We start from the raw sequence: 17791 nt of genomic DNA, 5'->3' as shown, positions 1-17791 counted from the left end.
ATCCCGAGGGGGATTAATAGTTGACACTTGAAATCAAATCTCCCTATATTTGAGCCGTTGTCCTCAGTTGCTTGTGTTGTTGCTGTCTGTTGTATTCAAGCCGTTTACGCGGCATTTTTAATATCAAAAACAAGAACAGCGTTCTATATATTGGAACAAAAGAGGGTTGCTCCCTCACACAGGAGGCAAGGATCATGTCCAGTTCTTTTTTTTCGCCCACCGGGTTGCTACGTACTTTGCTGGTCTCGGGGCTGGCTGCAGTCAGCAGTTTTTCTGTACCGGCGGCCAGTGCGGCTGACGCCTACCCCAGCCGTGAAGTGACCTTTGTGGTTCCTTATCCCCCCGGCGGCAACAGTGACAACCTGGCGCGAGTATTTGCCGACCGCCTGCGCGTCAAGCTGGGCGTGCCTGTCGTTATTGAGAACCGACCCGGCGGCACCACTTCGCTGGGGACGTCGATGGTGGGGCGCGCCAAACCTGATGGCTATACCTTGTTGCTGGCGACCAGCACGGCCTTTACCGTGTTGCCCTATATACGCGATGTGCCTTATGACCCGGTAAACGGTTTTGAGTTTGTCGGCAGTCTGGCTGGCTATCTTCCCATCATGACGGTACGCAATGACCTGCCCGTCTCCAACCTGAAAGAGTTTGTGGAACTGGCGCGCAAAGAGCCCGGCACCCTGACCTATGGCTCGGCCGGTATTGCGTCTGGAGGCCACTTGGCAGGAGAGATTCTGGAAAATGCCCAGAAGCTGGACCTGCTGCACGTCCCCTTCAAAGGCTCGGCAGATACCATGACGGCCCTCATGGGCAATCACATTGACTTCTTTATCGATGGGGTGGGGCTGGAGCTGGTGAAAAGTGGCAAGGCCAAAGCCTTGGTGACGTACGCCAGCGTGCGTCATCCAGAACTGCCGGACGTGCCCACTCCTCAGGAAGCGGGCTTTGATCTGGCCCTGCCTTTTGAGGGGTTCTGGGGACTGGCTGTACCGGCAGGCACACCTGACGATGTCATGAACAAGCTGGCCAAGGCCACCGAAGAAATTCTGGCCGAACCGCAAACGCAGGAACGCTTCCACCGTATCAGTGTCAGCGCCAGCTGGAAAGATGGCGATGCCTATGCGAAGGATCTGGAAAAGAGCCGGGCTTATTACAGCGAGCTGCTCAAGACTATCAAGATGAGCGATAACTAAACGCTCACGGAACCACCAACAGGAGACAAACGTGATGGAAACCGTCACTTGCGCCAGCACGCTGGACGCTTTGCTGGACCCGGCATCCATAGCTTTGGTCGGCGCCTCGGAAGATCAGTCCAAGTTTGGCGGGCGACTGTTTCGCATGCTGCTCAAGCACGGGTATGGCGGCAAGGTCCTGCCCATCAATCCCAGTCGCAGCAGTCTGTTTGGTTTGCCCGCTGTGCCCGGTCTGGCTGCGCTGGACAGCGCCCCGGATCTGGCCGTGTTTACGGTGGGGGCCGATACCGTTCTGGAGCAGGCGCAGATGGCGGCTCAAATGGGAGTGCGTGGTCTGCTGGTGATCTCGGCGGGCTTTGCTGATGCAGGTGAGCGCGGGCTGGAGCGCGAGCAGGCGCTGCTGCGCATTTGCCGGGAGTCGGGCATGCGTCTGATCGGACCCAACTGCCTGGGCATGATCAGCCCCAGCCGCAAGCTGGTGTTGTGTTCGTCGCCGGTGCTGGACAGGGATAGCCTGCCCGAGCGTCCGATTGGTTTTGTCAGTCAAAGCGGTGCCTTGATGACCACCTACTTTGATCGTGCATGGGCGATGGGCGGCGGCTTTACCTATGGCTTCTCGGTAGGTAACCAGGCAGATCTGGACTTGTGCGACTTTGTGGATTTCTTGATTGATGATCCCAAGACGCAGGTGATCTGTACCTATATCGAAGGCATCAAGGATGCACAGGCCTTGCGCCATACGGCTCGCCGGGCGCAGGCCGCGGGCAAGCCCTGGCTGGCCGTCAAGGCCGGGCGCTCCAGTGCGGGCAAGGCAGCCGCCTTTTCGCATACCGCCAGTGTCGCCGGGGACCATGATGTGTTTGCCAGTGTCTGCCGCGATGAAGGCATCAGCCTGATGGACGATATGGGAGCCATGCTTCTGTTGGCAAACAGCATGGTGCGCTTTACCAGCAACACGATTTCCAAAGTTGCGATTGTGACGCCCTCGGGCGGCGGCGGAGCCCTGGCCGCAGATGCCTTGGCAGAGCAGGGCGTGGAGCTGTCCGGCTTTTCTGCTTCTACCCAGCATGCCTTGGCTGTCCACTACCCGGCCGGGCAGGCGGATAACCCGGTGGATCTGGGCGCCCGTCTGACCCAGGATTGCACCGAAGTGGCCCGCGCCACTTTGGATGCCCTGATGCAGGATCAGCAAAGCGATGCGGTATTGATTACGGCCTCCATGTGTCCGCAGGAATGGATGGCGGCTCTGATTGAAAAAATCATCCATCCCGAACCGCACTGGGCCAAGCCCGTCATGGTGGCGTTTGATGCCGGTGCAACATCCGAGCCTTTGCGGCAGAAGCTGGCCCAGCACGGCCATGCGTATGCCAGCTCCAGTCTGGAAGCGGCCCTGGCCTTGTCAGCCTGGAAACGACATGGGCAGTTCGTGCCGCGTCAGGTAGCGATGCGCCCCAGTGCCTGCCAGGCTCCTAGTGTGATGCCGCGTGGTGTTCTTAATGAAGATCAGTCCAAACGATTGCTGGCGCATTACGGCTTGCCGGTGAATCTGGGCCAGGTATGTGAGGACGTGGAACAGGCCGTGGCGCAGGCCGAGCAGATGGGTTACCCGGTGGTGATGAAGATTGTCTCTCCCGACATTGTTCATAAAACCGAAGCGGGCGGGGTGGCGCTGGATGTGGCCGACGAGGCTGGCTTGCGACGGGATTTTGCCCGGCTCTACGCGAATGCCAAAGCCTATAAGGCGGATGCCCGTCTGGAAGGTGTTTTGGTGCAGGCCATGGCCAAAGGCGATGTGGAGCTGTTGATCGGAGCACGTCAGGATGCGCAGTTTGGCCCGGTGGTGGTGTTTGGGGCGGGCGGCATTTTGGTGGAAATGCTCTCGGATCGGGTGATTGCCGCCGCTCCTTTGACTCTGGCTGATGCGGATCGACTCTTGTCTACTTTGATGATCGACAAGCTGTTGCAGGGATACCGGGGGCGCATGCTGGATCGGGCCGGGGTGCTCGATGCGATTGTGCGTGTCAGCTTCCTGGCTCACGACCTGCGCGACACCGAGTTTGAACTGGATATCAACCCATTGATCGTGGCGGCCACCCGTTGTCACGCCGTCGATGCCCGCCTGTCCATAGGCGCATAAAACCAAGATCGATTCTTTTAAAAATACCCAGGAGGAGTAAACCATGTCGGATTATCAGTGCATTCTTGTCGAAAACCACGATGACGGTGTGTCAATCTTTACGATCAATCGTCCTGATCGCCGCAATGCCTTGAGCGCCACGGTGGTCAAGGAGCTGCAGCAGGCGTTTTTGGTTTTTGATGAGGACCCCACACGTCGTGTAGCCGTGCTGACCGGGGCAGGTAATGACGCTTTTTCTGCCGGTGCCGATATTAATGAGTGGCCCGAGTTGTGGCGTGCCATCCCCACGGTAGGCTTTGAAACCGACAAGCCCATTATTGCGGCTGTCAGTGGCTGGTGCGTGGGTGGGGCCCTGGTGATGGCGATGATGACGGATTTGTTGGTGGCCTCCGAGAGCGCCAAGTTCTCCTACCCGGAAGCCAAGCTGGGCTTTACGGGCGGCATTATCTCCGGCCTGGCCTCGCGCATTCCGCATCATGCCGCCATGGAAGTGATTCTGTTGTGCCGTACCTTGGAAGCCCGTCGTGCTTATGATCTGGGTTTTGCCAATGAGGTGGTGCCGGTCGGTGAGCAAGTTCAGGCTGCCGTGCGCATGGCTCAGGATCTGGCCAAGATGTCGCCCCGTGTTTTGCAGACCCTCAAGCGCTTTATCAATAATGAGGTGCTGACTCGGGGGCCGTCCGAGCAAATGGCGCGCACCATGAGCCAACTGAAGGCGATCGAGGATAGTTATGATGCCAAGGAAGGGATGAACGCGTTCAAGGAAAAACGTGCCCCGGTGTATCTGAACAAATAAGAACTGATTCACGAATTGGGCCGCAAGGCCCAGGCAACTATGGAGACATCCCCTTATGCACCCCCGTTTTGAGCGCTTTATCCAAGGGATGAATGAATTGACCGCCCGCCCCGCCGTCGGCGAGGAGGATATCTTGCGTGAGGGCCGCGTCCTGCTGGGCGAACTGGTGGCCCAGGACGATTGGCTGGCCCCGGCATATACCCAGCCCCATCCACAGTTCTATCAACAGTACTTGCTGTATTGCTGTCCACAGGAGCGCTTTTCCGTGGTCAGTTTTGTGTGGGGCCCCGGCCAGAAAACGCCCATCCACGACCATACTGTGTGGGGCTTGATTGGCATGTTGCGTGGTGCCGAACGATCCCGGCCTTTTGACCGTGATCCTCAGACCGGCCAGATGACAGAAGAAGATACGCAGATTCTGGAGCCGGGCGTGGTGGAAGTGGTGTCACCCACGGTGGGCGATATACACGAGGTCTCCAATGTCTATGACGACCAGGTGTCCATCAGCATTCACGTTTATGGCGCGGATATCGGCAAGGTACGCCGCCATGTGTTTGATCCGCAGACCGGGCAGGCCAAGGAGTTCGTCTCCGGGTATGCCAACCGGCCTGCAGTGGTCTGATTTACGCGATGTCCTTGGGCAGGTGGCCGATGCGTGCGCCAATAATCATTTCCTGAATCCAGCGATACAGCAGCACAGAGTAATTGCGCTGGGCGACTTTTTCGTCCAGCGCATGGTTGCTTTCCTTGAGCACACGATGAGTCAGAGAGTTGGCCTGGCTGAATGCTTGTCGGTAGGTCAGCAAGGTCTGGCGAGGAATCAGTTCGTCATGCTCGGCTTCAAAAAGCATGACGTCGCCGGTGAATTTCGAGCAGGCATGCAGCGCCCGGTTGTCCTGCGGGGTATGGCTTTGCAGGCGGTAATCCTGAAGCAAGCTGCGTTTGAGCTGATCTTTTGGGGCTAGCCAGTCCTCATCCGGGTAGAGCGCCGGGGCAAGCAGACTGAGCCAGCGGACCGCCCGAAATTCACTGAGCAGGCAGGCCAGGTACGCCCCATAGCTGTGGCCGACAATAGCAATGGAATTGGCATCGACCATGGGATGACTGGCCAAGGTATCAAAGGCGGCGCAGATATCCTGAAAATTCTGTTCACGACTGACTCTTTGGCGTTCCTGGTCGCTGGCATTGTGTCCCGCCAGATCAAACGTCATGCAGATGCAGCCCATGCCGGCAATGGTGTGGGCCCGTTTAAGGTCAAATCGTTGACTGCCGCCCCATCCGTGTACGAACAGAATTCCCGGTATGGGGGACTGGGGCACCAGCAAGCGAGCGTCGAGCTGCTGGTGCGCAACCTTGATGGTGGTCTTGAATATGTCAGTGCTCATGAGGACAAGGGACCTCCAAAGCGTGCCAGATAGCCATTGCCGAGTTGCTGCAAACTGTACAGGTGGGGGGATTGCCGCACTAGATCGGGATCGTCCATATAGCGTTCCCGTGTCCAGGCGTGCGTGTGGCCTTGCTCGGGATGATTTTGCAGGCTGCGCATGGCCAGTATTTCGGCAATGGAAGCGCCTCCGCAGCGCCAGGAATGTTCGAGTACCGCAGCCTGATAGTTGCCCCGTGCATCGCGCCCGACAATGACATCGTAGTTGCGACGTGAGGCATACAGAGAAGGGTAGGCCTGCGTAATCCTGCTTTCATAGTTCATCGCAAGATCGATCAGATATTGAATGCGTTGCATCCCCGAGAGCTGCAGCAAGGCATCAAATCCGCCTCGGACCATGAGTAGGGTGGTGCCGCCGTAAACCGATTCCTGCTGTCGGTTGTGGGTCTGATGCTGTTGACCGATATAGGAAAACAGGTGTTCGCCAATTTGTGTCTGACCAACGCTGAAGGTCTGGCTCTCGAGCAGGTTTTCCTCCAGAACCAGGCCATGTTCAACCTGCTCCTGCCAGGGAGGGAGTGCCAGCAGCTCTTCCAGTTGCTGGCGGCTGTAGACGACCCGCTGGCCTTCGCCTGCACTGGCGCGGGCCAGCTTGATCCGTATGCCGGTATGACCCGCCTGATCCAGCAGGCTCATCGCACGCAAGGCGTCGGGAATCGAGAAGGCGCTGTAGCCGGGTAGCACCGTAGGACCCAAGGCCTTTGCCAGATCATTGTTCCAGCCCGCGGGCCGGTCCATGTCGGACTGTGCGAGTGGGTGAGCCACTGTTTTGTAGGCCAGAAAATCATGCGGGACCACGCCCCCATACAGTTGGGCTGCGCAATGGATGCCTAAACGTTTGGCTTGATCTAGGTTCAGGGTTTGGGCGGGCAGGTAAAAGGCGTCGCGGACCTCTCCCTCCAGTTGGTCTTCATAGGCCATGTAGATATGGGACAGGTCCAGAAACTGCGCCAGTTCCCTGGCCATGAACTGCAGACCTTGAACTGTGCCACAGTCACAACCGCTGACCGGAAGGCTGATCTGCAACGATGTCGTAGATCGGGGAATGGCGATTGTGCTCATAGTCCATCCTTTGAAAATGAGGTGGGTTGCTCACTTAAGGAGCAGCGGTTTGACTGTCCTTTGAGCGTAGGGGGGCAGCAGAGAAGAAACGGGTTTCCAGCAAACTGGTTTGCAAAAGCCTGAGCAGATCGGCGGGTTGGGGCAGACAAAGCTGGGCCGCACTCGCGGGTTCGGGGGGGCCTATACGGATGCTTACGCCGCCTTGTTGATTGACAAAACGAAAGGCCGCCTCGTCGGTGAGGTCGTCACCCGCCATGATGGGTTTGCGATCGGCAAACGGGGGCAGACTGTGCGCGCGGGCCAGAGCCTGGCCTTTGTCCACGCCGGCCGGACGCAACTCGATCACACAATGGCCGCGGATCAGCTCAAAGCCCGGATAGTCCGAACACAGCATGTTCAGCTCGCTGTGGAGCATATCGCCCAATTGCGGGCATTGCCGAAAGTGGACCGCTAGGCCGTGCGATTTGCGTTCCATCCAGACAAGGGGGTGGGGGTGGATCAGCGTGGCTGCTGCACGCGACAGGCTGTGATGCTGCGCCGCATTGAGAGGTGTGTGCCAGCATTTCTGCCCGTCTGCATCATGCATGGCTGCGCCATGGCTGCTTATCATCGCCAGCGGCAGTCTGCAGCAGGCCTGTTGCAGGCTGGCGTAATCCCGTCCCGAGACCAACGCCACGGCGCCTTGGCAGGCGGCGTGCAGGTTCAGCAGCAGCTCGGCGGTGCCAGAGGCCAGCGCCACCTGTTCGGGGCGCTCGGCCAGGGGCACCAGCGTACCATCCAGGTCCAGATACAAAGCGGCCTGTTCCAGTTCGATCGCGCGGTTCATGTCAGGTTCCTGGGTAGCCTGTGATGGGGAGCACCATCCCGGTGATGTAGCTGGCTGTAATGGGGCTGGCCAGATACACATAGGCTGGGGCCAGTTCCTCGGGCTGGGCCGGGCGTCCAAATACGGTTTGCGCCCCGAAGTCAGGGATTTCCTCGGCAGGAGCGTCTGCCGGATTCAAGGGGGTCCAGACAGGGCCAGGGGCCACCGCGTTCACGCGTATGCCCTTGGGCGCAAGATTGGCCGCCAGTGAATAGGTAAAGGCAATGATGGCCCCCTTGGTGCTGGCGTAATCCAGCAAATGGGCAGCACCGCGCAAGGCGGTCACCGAACTCGTATTGATGATGGCATCGCCCGCATGCAAATGCGGCAGGCAGGCTTGGGCCATATAAATGTAGCCGTAGATATTGGTGCGGAATGTTTCGTCCAGGCGCTCGGGCGTCAAATCCAGCAGGGATTGGGCGTGTTCTTGAAAGCCGGCATTGTTGACCAGAATATTGAGCTTGCCAAAGCGATCCAGGACCTGCTCGATCGCCTGACGACAAAACTCGGCATCTTTGACATCACCGCGCAGGGTCAGGCATTGCCTGCCTTCCGCCTCCACGGCCTGGCGTGTCGTTTGGGCATCCTCGTCCTCATGAAGATAAATAATGGTTACATCCGCACCTTCGCGCGCATAAAGCACGGCAACGGCTCGTCCTATGCCGGAGTCGCCTCCCGTCACGATGGCCACCTTGCCTTCCAGCTTGCCGCTGCCCTTATAGTGAGCGGCCTCATAACGAGGAGCGGGATCGAGATCACTTTCGTGGCCGGGCTTTTCCAGGTGTTGTTGGGGCAGGGGGGGAGTGGGGTAATCGCTGCCCGGGTGGCTTTTATCATGCGTGATGGGCTCGTTCTGGCCGACCCCGTTCTTGTCCTTCTGATCCTGCTGTTCTTGCAGGTGACGTTGCTCGTTCACTGTTTGACGCGTTGTCATGATGGCTCCTGAAATAGACAAAGAATGGGACAGGGCGCGGCGGCCCTGGTGGGTGCGCCGCGTCCAACTGGGGCTTGGCTAAGGCTTAGCGTCGCTGCTCCTGGGTGGCCTTGCCACCTTTGGCGCCGGCCTTGCGGGCCTCTTGCGGGGTGAACTCGTGCGCGGCGCGGCCGCCTTCGGCGGCAATCTCGCGCTGCTTCTTGTCGTTCATCGAGGCAAAACCGCGCTGATCCTGGCGATCCTGATTGTCTGTGTGTTTGGTCATAACACGCTCCTTGATTGAATGAACGCCAATCCCGTGATTGATCAGGACTCATCCAGCACAAAGCGTGCCTGGTCCGCCTGGTTTGGCAGGGGCACACAATTTGCTGCACGGGCTCAGGACTTGAGTCAGGAGAGCGAACATGATGGCAATGAGCGGATGGGCATGGCTGCTGATAGTGGCGGCTGGATGGACATCGCTGTGGCTGTTGCACTATCTGGGCGGCAAGCTGATTGTGCGTCTGGTTCCGGCTGAACACTTTCTGGGCCTGTTGTGCGCCCGCATTGTGTGGCCGTCCCGCGTTTTTCTGCTGGCCGTCTTTTTGCGGTTTTGTATTCCTCTGGCGCCCATCACGGCCAAGTGGCAGGCCTATCTGATTGTCGGCGACATGATGGTGCTGATTGTGTGCACCACCTGGATGCTGATGAGCGCAGTAGAGGCTTTGTTCCAGCTGGTTGTCGCCCGTCATCCCTTGAACGTGACGGATAATCTGCGCTCGCGGCAGATCTACACACAGGCACGTGTGCTGGCGCGCAGCACGCATTTTTTGCTGGTTCTTCTGGGGGTGTCGTTTGCCCTGCTGGTGTTGCCGGGGGCACGTCAGATAGGGACCAGTCTGCTGGCCTCGGCGGGGGTGGCCGGTCTGGTCGCCGGGATCGCCGCACGACCTGTGTTGGGCAACTTTATTGCGGGTTTGCAGATTGCTTTTACGCAACCCATCCGGATTGACGATGTGGTGATTGTGGAAGGGGAATGGGGGCGGATTGAGGAAATTACAGCGACGTATGTCGTCGTTCGCGTGTGGGACGAGCGCCGCCTGATAGTGCCTTTGCAATGGTTTGTCGAGACGGTTTTCCAGAACTGGACCCGACGCAGTGCGTCCTTGCTGGGTACGGTATTTCTGTGGGTGGATTACTCCGTCAATATGCAGGGCCTGAATACGGCTTTCAAAGCATTATGCGAGTCCTCCGAGCTCTGGGACCGTCGCGTGCAGGTCTTGCAGGTGATCGATACCAATGAGTGGGGCATGCAACTGCGTTTTCTGGTTAGCGCTGCGGACTCGGGGCGTCTGTTTGATTTGCGCTGTCTGCTGCGCGAGGGTCTGGTGGCCTATCTCGCGCAGCATCAGCCGCAGGCTTTCGTGCGGGTCAGGATGCTGGAAGCTCAGCCATCGCCGACTCAGCCTGTTGATGTGGCGCCTGACCGCTAAGATCGCCAAGAAACTGCTGGCACCATTGCCCCAGATCCTGTTGGCGTAGTTGCATCAACAAAGTCTGGTGGCGATGGCGACGCTCGGCTAAGGACATGTTCAGCGCCTCATACAGGCAGTGAGCGGTGCCTTCTATATCAAAGGGATTGACCGCCAGATAGCCGTCCTGTAGCGATTGGGCCGCTCCTGCAAAGGTGGACAGGACCAGCACGCCTGGGTTGGCTGGGTCCTGGGCGGCGATATATTCCTTGGCGACCAGATTCATGCCATCGCGCATGGGCGCGATAAATCCTACTCGTGCGCGGCGCAGCATGCGCATCAGCTGGGGGGCGGGAAAGGCACGGTTCATATAGACAATCGGGCTCCAGCCGGGCGTGGCGAACTGGCCATTGATCAGTCCGGCCAGACTTTCCAGCTCTTCGCGCATGAGCTGATAGTCGTGAATATCGCTACGGGTGGAGGGAGCAATCTGTACATAAGTGGCTTGACCGTGCAGCGTGGGGTAGCGACGCAGCAACGCATCAAATGTGCGCAAACGATGGGCCAGTCCCTTGCTGTAGTCCAGTCTGTCCACACTGATAACGGTTTCAGCGCCATTGAGCGGCTCTTCAGCGGCACCCTCGTGCGCCCAGGAGGACGCACTGGCCAGGGACTGAATCAGGTCCACATCCACCCCGATCGGATAAACGCCCGTACGTGTTCGGCTGTTCCCGGCGCGCGGTGGCGTGGCCTGCAGTCCTGCTTGCAGAGCGCTGTGGTCGCTGGGGCTTTGAACGCCGATCAGGTCATATTGATGCAGCATGCTCATCCAGGACTCATGTCTAGGGATGGCACGCAACACTTCCGGGCAGGGAAAGGGGGTATGCAAAAACAGTCCCATTGCCTGTGGCATCCCCTGTTCCCGGCAAAAATGCGCCAGGGGCATCAAGTGATAGTCGTGTATCCAGATCAGATCATCGGGCCCGGCAATCTGACTGAGGAACGTGGCCATTTGCCGGTTCACTTCCAGATACTGCTGGAAGTGATGTGTCTGAAAGTCCATCAGGTCCAGCCGGTAATGAAATGCCGGCCACAGGCAGGTGTTGGCGTACCCGCAGTAAAACTGCTCATATTGCTCCTGGCTGAAGGAAAAAGTGACTGCCTGGTAGCGGCCACGATCCTCGGTATGCAAGGTTCCCGCTGCCGGATCACATTGTCCGTTCCAGCCCAGCCATACGCCTTGGATATCTCGCTGACGCAGCAACTGGTCAACCGCCACTGCCAGTCCGCCGGTGCATGGCTGTTTTGCGCTGGCGACCCGTACCGATACCACGATGATTTTGCTCATGCTGATTCTCGCTGGTTGGTTAAAGGATGTACCCTGAGGAATCAGCAAATTGCGTACCCGTGCTAGTTTGCCGCCCTCTGCAAATGGGCGCCCAGCGCACGCAGACGGGCCCGTTGCTGGCGTTCGCGGGCATTGGGAATGCCTAGTTGCAAGCGGTACTTGGTCACGGTTCTTTTGGATAGCTCCACGCTGTTATTACGTAATGCTTGATGCAGCTCCACATCGCTCAGGGGAGTGTCGCCCGATTCGCTGGCAATCAGACGGCGAATTTGTTCCTTGACCAGTGCCGTGGAACAACTGCCGCCAAAATCCGTTTCCAGCTCACCTGAGAAAAAGTGACGGAAACTCAATGTGCCAAAAGGCGTGCTCATGAATTTGTTGGCGGTGGCGCGGGATATGGTGGACGGATGCAACGCCAGCTCTTTGGCCAGATCGTTGATGCGCATGGGTTGCAGGGCTTGTTCACCCAGCTCGAAAAACAGAGCTTGCCGCTGCACGATCTGTTCAGCCACCCGACAAATGGTGCTGCGGCGCATGGCCAGCCCCTCGGCCAGCCAGCGTGCTCGGGTTAACGTTTGCTGTAACTGTCGATCCTGGCGGGCGCGGGCCTGCTGTTCCAATGCGGCTGCGTAGTCTTGCTGGACCCGCACGCGTGGAAGGCTGCGTGGGTCTGCCACGATACGCCAGCGATTGCCTTCTTTATGGACATGTACATCAGGAACGATAGCCTGTTGAGGGCAAGGCAAATAAGCTCGCCCAGGCTTTGGGTCCAAGCTTTGCAGCTCGCGCAGCGCTTGTTCAAACACGGAGACAGACAGGCCCAGCCTTTGACGGGCACTTTTCCAGTTGCCCTGCGCCAGGCAGTCCAGTTCGGTGGCAATCAGTTTGAGCAGAGCACGCGTGACCGTCGGGTTAAGGTGTTTGCGGGCCTGGACTTGCAGTGCAAGGGCCTCTGAAACAGAGCGCGCTGCCGTGCCTGGCAGTGACAAGGCCTGCACCAGGGCCAGAGCGGTTTCCCATTCTTGCAAGGAGACCGCCTCACAGTTGGCAGGGAGCAGGTCCTCGAAGCGATCCTGCAGATAGCCGTTGTCATCCAGTGCATTGACAATAAGAGCGCATAAGGCTTGGCAACGTTCGCTGGCCCGGCTCAGCCGCACGTTCTCCATGATTTGTTCGTCCCGGCTGCGCAGGCTGCTGTTGATATCACCGGGGGCTGAGAAGTCATTGCTGTGACTGGAACGGGGCGGTGTGACCCCTTCCCGCACGGTATAGTCCAGTTCGGCCTCTGCCGTAGTCTCCAACAGAGGATTGTCCTGCAGACTTTCATGCAGTAGCGTCTGTAGCTCTTGCACGGAGAGCTGCAGAATGTGGGCAGATTGTTGCAGGCGCTGCGAGAGAGTGTGCTGCATCTGTAACTGTGGAACCAGCTCTAGCTTCATTTCTCGTCTCCTGGGTTATAGGGGGCCAAATGGATCATTTCCTGCAATCACCAACGAGGGCGTCAGGGCCTTTGCGCTATCTATGTAGCAAGTTTTGTGCCTGTCGCCTTGCTCCTTGACGGCGGTACGTTTTTTGCTATGTCAGGAGCCGGGCTTCTCTTGCCAGACAGGTCCTGTGCTTGGGCATGGGAGGTCAGATTCTTTTTAGCGGACCTGTTTTCCTTCGGAGGTGTGTGATGCGACTGAAACAGATGGCGTGTTTGGCGGTAGCGGCTGGCGTGGTGATGGGCTTGTGTGTGCGTAGCTCGTATGCAAGAGGGTTGGCCGCGACAGACAAGGGCTTTATGAAGGACGCCGCGCAAGCGGGGCATCTTGAGCTTCAGGCTGCCCGACTGGCCCTGCAACGCAGCAGTAATGAGCGGGTGGCCGATTTTGCCACCATGATGATTCAGGATCATGAGCAGCTTGCCCAGGAACTGGCAGCGCTGGCCAAAGCCCGTCACGTGGAACTGCCTGCCACGCCCACGTTGATGCAGCGGGGCAAGCTCGCTTTTCTGCAGGAAGCCAAGGGCGAGCAGTTCGATGCAGACTATGCGAATGAGGTGGCACTCAAGGCGCATGAAACTACGATCAAGCTGTTTGAGGATTACATTGAAAAAGGCAGAGACAGGGAACTGATGGGATTTGCTCAGGATGCCTTGCCTTTGCTCAGGCAGCATTTGCAGCATGCTCATGTGCTGGCAGACTCCATGAAACCTGCCCTGGCTCAGTAAGTGGAGCTGTCAGGGCGGCACGTGCAGCGTTTACGGCAAGGGGTCCGAATCCAGATTGATGTCGATCTGATCCTGATTACTCATGACATAGCTGCGCAGCAGAACATTTCGTAGCTGACGGATATTGCCTGGCCAGTGGTAGTGCTCGATCTTTTTCACACTGGCCAGGCTCAGACTTCGGTTTTGCTGATGTTCTTCATTCATCTGTTCGATGAAATGTTGGGCAATCAGCACCGCATCGTCGCCCCGATCCCGAAGGGGCGGAATCAGAATGGGAAAAACGCCCAGTCGGTAATACAGGTCCTCGCGCAGCTTTTTTTCTTCAATCGCCCGCATGGGGCTGCGGTTGGTGGCAGCAATGATTCGTGCGTCGTGTTTGATGAGCTGGTCACCGCCTACTTTCATGTATTCACCGTTTTCCAAGGCTCGCAGCAGCTTGGTTTGTGCTTCTATGGACATTTCGGTGATCTCGTCCAGAAACAGCGTGCCTTTGTCGGCCAGCTCAAAATAGCCCTGACGATGGCGATCGGCGCCGGTAAAGCTGCCTTTTTCGTGGCCGAATAGCTCGCTTTCTATCAGTTGTTCTGAAATGGCCGAACAGTTGATGGGCACGTAAGCTTGTTGGCGACGCGAACTGCAGCGATGAACTGCGCGTGCGGCCAGCTCCTTGCCCGTTCCACTCTCTCCAATCAGCAAGACGGGCAGTTCAGTGCGGCTTACTTTGCTCAGTTGGGTATAGAGTTTTTCCATCGGAGCGGAGCGGCCCACAAACTCGCCAAAATCGTAATGCTGTTCCGTCTGGCACGCCCAGGGGCCGGGGGCCTCATTGCGGTACTTGGACTTTAACTGTTCCAGCAAGGTGCGAAGCTGGGCATGGTCATGGCGCTCCGAGCCGCTCAAGGCTGGCAAAGTGTAGCTTTCCACTGCATCCAGACCTACCCGACGGCTGAGATCCTGAGCCTGTAAGGCGCTGATATTGGGCCCAAAAAGCAGGGCGTCCGGTATTTTCTGATGGTAACGGATCAGAGCTTCATCAGGTGTCCGGGCGGTGATGGCAGAAAAATTCATTTGCCGCGCCAGTGCCAGGAAAGTGCTGTTAAGTGCGGTATCTGTCTCCAGCAGTAATAGGTGGGGCATCGTTTTCCTCTGTAAACAAGTCAAGCCAGGATTCAGGGCTGATGTTTCATCCTAGACACGATCCTGTTCATGTCCGTTACCAGATATGGCAGGGCGGAAAGTATGTCCCTTGGGCAAAGGGCCGGTGGACGCGCCCTTGTGCCAAAGTGAGCCAGGCTCATTTTGTGTGCCTGGACATGCTCACATTCAACTTACACATCTGTTTACTGGTTCGGACCCGGGTTTTATGGCTGGACACGAGCAGTTGACAAGGTGCATGGCGAAAGAGGAATGAGCGGGCCGGATCAGACGCTGGCCTGGGGGGCCTGCGTAACGTCAATCCACTGGGCGCGGGTCAGCTCGGCCAGGCGTTGGGGGGTAATGCGTACAGCAGAGTTGATCGAACCGGCCGCAGGCAATACGGTATCGAAGTCCTGCAAGGACAGGTCGCAGTAGATATCGAGCGCCGTAGCCAGACCAAAGGGGCATACCCCGCCCACCGGATGGCCCGTCAGGGCTTCAGTGTTGGCCAGATCCAGCATTTTGACGCGTGTGCCAAAAACGTTGCGCAGTTTCTTATTGTCCAGACGGGCGTCGCCCCGGGCGACCAGCAAAACCACTTTATCGCCCGCTTTCAGACTGAGTGTCTTGGCGATCTGCCCGGGCTCGACCTGATGGACCTGCGCGGCCAGCGCGACTGTTGCCGTGCTTTCTGTGGTTTCAATAATCTGGATATCAGCAGCGTATTCGCTCAAGAACTGTTTGACGGAATCAAGACTCATGATGATCGGAACGAAATAGGATGTTTTGTTAAACTTTTTTGCTGGGGCCTAGTCTTAGCCAAGTGCATGTGTGTGTCAACCAGAGCGCCCTGGCGCTGCAAAACAGGAATGTAATTGTGATTAAACCCTTATTGTTGTCGGCCGGCTTGATGGCCTTCAGTTCCCTGGCCCTGGCACAGGCGCCTGCCGTGACGGTTTACCAAGACCCCAATTGCGGCTGTTGCGAGGGTTGGGCCCAGCACATGAGCGAGGCAGGCTTCGAGGTCAAATCCGTCAAGACCCAGGCCATGTGGCAGGTCAAGCAGCAACTTGGCGTACCAGCCGAGCTGGCTTCTTGCCATACTGCGGTGGTGGAACAGACTGGCCAGCGGGTGGAGGGCCATGTGCCGGCCCATGTCGTCAAACGGATGATGAGCGACGCCAGCATCCGTGGCCTGGCCGCACCGGGCATGCCTGCCAATTCGCCCGGAATGGGTGAGCTGGATGGCAACTTGATCACAGTCGATTTCAAGGGCCGGCCTTACTCGCGCGACTGATCGTAGTCAGTAAACGGGTGGCATGCAGATACACGAAACTACATTGAGAAACTTGTAAGCTGCTGCCGCTCTTGTCATGATGACCGTTCATTGACTCTGTTCAGGAGGTTCCATCTATGCAGCCCTCAGTTAAAGCTTTTCTCGCTGCTACCGCAGTCGCATTTGGCATGTACAGCCCTTTTGCGATGGCCCAGGGCAATGCGGCTCCGGCCAACTCGGCAGCCCCGGCGGCTACCCAGATTGTTAAACCTACGGATTCTCAACTGGAGCAGTATGCGCGCACCTATAAAAAGGTCGCCCAGACTGCTTCGGAATATCAGCCGCGTCTGGATGCGGCCAAAAGTGATGCAGAGCGTCAGGCCATCGTTCAGGAAGCCGACCAGCGTCTGGTTGGTGTTGTGACCTCCAATGGCATGGATCTGGCCGATTACAACGGTATCAGCCTGGCCATTCAGCAGGACCCTGCTTTGCGTCAGCGCGTGGAAGGAATGCTGAAATAAGGTTGTTGATGCTCGGGTTTGGCAGAGCGCCGGGTGTTATTGTGTAGTGACCGTAGTGGGTAAATTTAAACCCCTGAGCCGTACCAGGCCCGGGGGTTTTTTTGCGCACCTCTACGCGGGCAAGAGGCATGCCCTGTCCGGCTCAGCTCACAGCCTGACGCCTGGCCAAAGCGAGTGCCTAATCAAAGTCTGCCGGCGCGCGTGGAATAGGGACACCGGCATCAATGCGTTGGGCCCACTCTTGCAGGGGCAGGGCAGGTACAGGCTCCCAGATGCGGCGCAGCACGGGCTTAAGGAGCGCCATATTGTGGCCGCCGGCCCAGCGATAGGGGATCACGGGCAGCCAGGAGTCTGGAGCAATCCGTTCCGCCACCACAAAGCGAAAGCTGTATTGGCCTGGGCCCAGGCTCATGCGGACATCACTGACCACCAGAAGGTCGTCAATAACGTCATAGCGCAGCCAGTTATCCGAGAACCAGCGCAGTTGCTCCAATTGTGTCAAAGGAGGAAACAATTGGGTGTAGTCGCTGTTCAGGGGCAGGCAGAGTGATTCGTACCGGTGCCCTTTGGGCGCGCGCAGGTGATCGAGCAGCCCCACCACCACCTCACATTCCTGGTCTTGCGCATCGCGTACCAACACTCGCCAAAGCAGGATGTTCATGGGTTGCGCGGCGGAATATACCCGTTGGATGCTGACCCCTTGCTCTTTCAATTGTGCCGTGGCTTGATGTTCGGCCCAGAACTTGGCTCCCACCGAGGCGGCCAGATACACACTGCTCAATAGCAGGGCCCAGTTGCAGGCTCGCGGCGTGATGGCGGCAGGGCCTCGTATCAAGCCAATGAGTGTTGCGATCAGCAGGGGGGCGGTATAGAGTGGGTCAATAATGAAAATGCTGGACCAGGTGGCTGGAGTGGCCGGCAGGGGCCACAGTAACTGGGTGCCGTAACTGGTAAAGGCATCGAGCAGGGGATGGGTAATCAAACTTAGCCCGACGGCCAGCCCTAGTCGCCCTGCTGACACGCGCGCCTGTGCAAACAGCAGTTTCCAGAGGATCGCGACCAGCAGGGTGGCCGCGCTCAGGACAAATAAAGAGTGCGAGAACCCCCGATGGCTGACCATGGCCGTAATCGGGTCGCCATATTGGATAAAGACATCCAGATCAGGCAGGGTGGCGATGATGGCACCGGACAGGACCGCCTTGCGACCATACTGACGCCCCAGAAGGGAGCCGCAAATGCTGGCGCCCAGAACGGCTTGTGTTACGGAATCCATAGCTCTCGTACGAAGAAAAACAGGGCCGGGGCCTGATGCGGCCTGCCGGCTTTAGCGTTATGATTTTAAAGTTGAATGCCCGGTCTTCCCTGTTTTTTTTGACAGGGCTCAAAGGCTCCAAGGGTATCAGTGGCGTATAGTG

The 17791-nt window shown here is 57.9% G+C and carries 18 protein-coding genes; 8 read left to right on the top strand and 10 right to left on the bottom strand.

Annotated elements, in window-relative coordinates; translation table 11 throughout:
- Window positions 1–194: 194 nt before the first annotated feature.
- Genes V6936_RS15460 through V6936_RS15445 form a run of 4 tightly spaced genes read left to right on the top strand, consistent with a single transcriptional unit; the run spans window position 195 to window position 4748 of the window.
- Window positions 195–1193 (top strand): Bug family tripartite tricarboxylate transporter substrate binding protein, encoded by a 999-nt coding sequence (locus V6936_RS15460; RefSeq protein WP_336580063.1) that lies wholly within the window; start codon window positions 195–197, stop codon window positions 1191–1193.
- A 34-nt stretch (window positions 1194–1227) separates the two neighbouring features.
- The gene (locus V6936_RS15455) at window positions 1228–3330 is read left to right on the top strand and encodes an acetate--CoA ligase family protein (protein WP_336580062.1); all 2103 of its coding nucleotides are present in this window, start codon (window positions 1228–1230) and stop codon (window positions 3328–3330) included.
- 43 nt (window positions 3331–3373) lie between these two features.
- The gene (locus V6936_RS15450) at window positions 3374–4126 is read left to right on the top strand and encodes an enoyl-CoA hydratase/isomerase family protein (protein ID WP_131070894.1); all 753 of its coding nucleotides are present in this window, start codon (window positions 3374–3376) and stop codon (window positions 4124–4126) included.
- Between the two features lie 55 nt (window positions 4127–4181).
- Window positions 4182–4748, top strand: a complete 567-nt coding sequence (locus V6936_RS15445; RefSeq protein ID WP_442892622.1) for a cysteine dioxygenase — start codon at window positions 4182–4184, stop codon at window positions 4746–4748.
- A gap of 1 nt (window position 4749) precedes the next feature.
- Here the strand turns inward: V6936_RS15445 and V6936_RS15440 are convergent, their stop codons facing one another.
- The 5 genes from V6936_RS15440 to V6936_RS15420 form a co-directional block, all read right to left on the bottom strand.
- On the bottom strand, window positions 4750–5511 hold the full coding sequence (locus V6936_RS15440; RefSeq protein WP_003801766.1) for an alpha/beta hydrolase family protein: 762 nt from the start codon (window positions 5509–5511) through the stop codon (window positions 4750–4752).
- Window positions 5508–6632 (bottom strand): DUF3182 family protein, encoded by a 1125-nt coding sequence (locus V6936_RS15435; protein ID WP_336580061.1) that lies wholly within the window; start codon window positions 6630–6632, stop codon window positions 5508–5510. The genes V6936_RS15440 and V6936_RS15435 overlap by 4 nt, the downstream gene beginning before the upstream one ends.
- Window positions 6633–6666: 34 nt before the next feature.
- Window positions 6667–7458, bottom strand: coding sequence for a trehalose-phosphatase (otsB, locus tag V6936_RS15430; RefSeq protein WP_336580060.1), 792 nt, complete (start codon window positions 7456–7458; stop codon window positions 6667–6669).
- Window position 7459: 1 nt separating this feature from the next.
- On the bottom strand, window positions 7460–8431 hold the full coding sequence (locus V6936_RS15425; RefSeq protein WP_059318281.1) for an SDR family oxidoreductase: 972 nt from the start codon (window positions 8429–8431) through the stop codon (window positions 7460–7462).
- Between the two features lie 85 nt (window positions 8432–8516).
- The gene (locus V6936_RS15420; RefSeq protein WP_003801758.1) at window positions 8517–8696 is read right to left on the bottom strand and encodes a KGG domain-containing protein; all 180 of its coding nucleotides are present in this window, start codon (window positions 8694–8696) and stop codon (window positions 8517–8519) included.
- Window positions 8697–8835: 139 nt separating this feature from the next.
- Between V6936_RS15420 and V6936_RS15415 the strand changes: the two genes are divergently transcribed.
- Window positions 8836–9903 (top strand): mechanosensitive ion channel family protein, encoded by a 1068-nt coding sequence (locus V6936_RS15415; protein ID WP_003801756.1) that lies wholly within the window; start codon window positions 8836–8838, stop codon window positions 9901–9903.
- Here the strand turns inward: V6936_RS15415 and V6936_RS15410 are convergent.
- Complete coding sequence (locus tag V6936_RS15410; RefSeq protein ID WP_039943378.1) at window positions 9842–11230, bottom strand: alpha,alpha-trehalose-phosphate synthase (UDP-forming); 1389 nt, start codon at window positions 11228–11230, stop codon at window positions 9842–9844. The genes V6936_RS15415 and V6936_RS15410 overlap by 62 nt on opposite strands.
- Window positions 11231–11292: 62 nt before the next feature.
- Window positions 11293–12669 carry an RNA polymerase factor sigma-54 gene (rpoN, locus tag V6936_RS15405; protein WP_003801752.1) on the bottom strand — a complete coding sequence of 459 codons (1377 nt, stop codon included), beginning with the start codon at window positions 12667–12669 and terminating at the stop codon, window positions 11293–11295.
- A gap of 236 nt (window positions 12670–12905) precedes the next feature.
- Here rpoN and V6936_RS15400 point away from each other — a divergent pair, with 236 nt between their 5' ends.
- Entirely contained in the window at window positions 12906–13442 is a 537-nt protein-coding gene (locus V6936_RS15400) for a DUF4142 domain-containing protein (protein WP_003801751.1), read from the top strand.
- A gap of 30 nt (window positions 13443–13472) precedes the next feature.
- On the opposite strand, the gene V6936_RS15395 is transcribed toward V6936_RS15400, so the two are convergent.
- On the bottom strand, window positions 13473–14579 hold the full coding sequence (locus tag V6936_RS15395; protein ID WP_336580059.1) for a sigma-54 interaction domain-containing protein: 1107 nt from the start codon (window positions 14577–14579) through the stop codon (window positions 13473–13475).
- 284 nt (window positions 14580–14863) lie between these two features.
- A complete protein-coding gene (locus V6936_RS15390) occupies window positions 14864–15340 on the bottom strand; it encodes a YbaK/EbsC family protein (RefSeq protein WP_131070889.1) in 477 nt (158 codons plus the stop codon).
- A gap of 116 nt (window positions 15341–15456) precedes the next feature.
- Between V6936_RS15390 and V6936_RS15385 the strand changes: the two genes are divergently transcribed.
- Both V6936_RS15385 and V6936_RS15380 read left to right on the top strand, forming a co-directional pair.
- Window positions 15457–15876: a DUF411 domain-containing protein gene (locus V6936_RS15385; RefSeq protein ID WP_131070888.1), complete on the top strand. Its 420-nt coding sequence runs from the start codon at window positions 15457–15459 to the stop codon at window positions 15874–15876.
- A 116-nt stretch (window positions 15877–15992) separates the two neighbouring features.
- Window positions 15993–16376, top strand: a complete 384-nt coding sequence (locus tag V6936_RS15380; protein WP_003805547.1) for a DUF4168 domain-containing protein — start codon at window positions 15993–15995, stop codon at window positions 16374–16376.
- A gap of 178 nt (window positions 16377–16554) precedes the next feature.
- Here the strand turns inward: V6936_RS15380 and V6936_RS15375 are convergent, their stop codons facing one another.
- Window positions 16555–17649, bottom strand: coding sequence for a metal-dependent hydrolase (locus V6936_RS15375; RefSeq protein ID WP_059318286.1), 1095 nt, complete (start codon window positions 17647–17649; stop codon window positions 16555–16557).
- Window positions 17650–17791: the final 142 nt, after the last annotated feature.

Source organism: Alcaligenes sp. CHO6 (assembly GCF_037120595.1).
GTDB lineage: Bacteria > Pseudomonadota > Gammaproteobacteria > Burkholderiales > Burkholderiaceae_B > Alcaligenes > Alcaligenes ammonioxydans.
The sequence above is the reverse complement of the archived record's forward strand: the minus strand, read 5'-3'. Positions and strand labels throughout refer to the sequence as shown.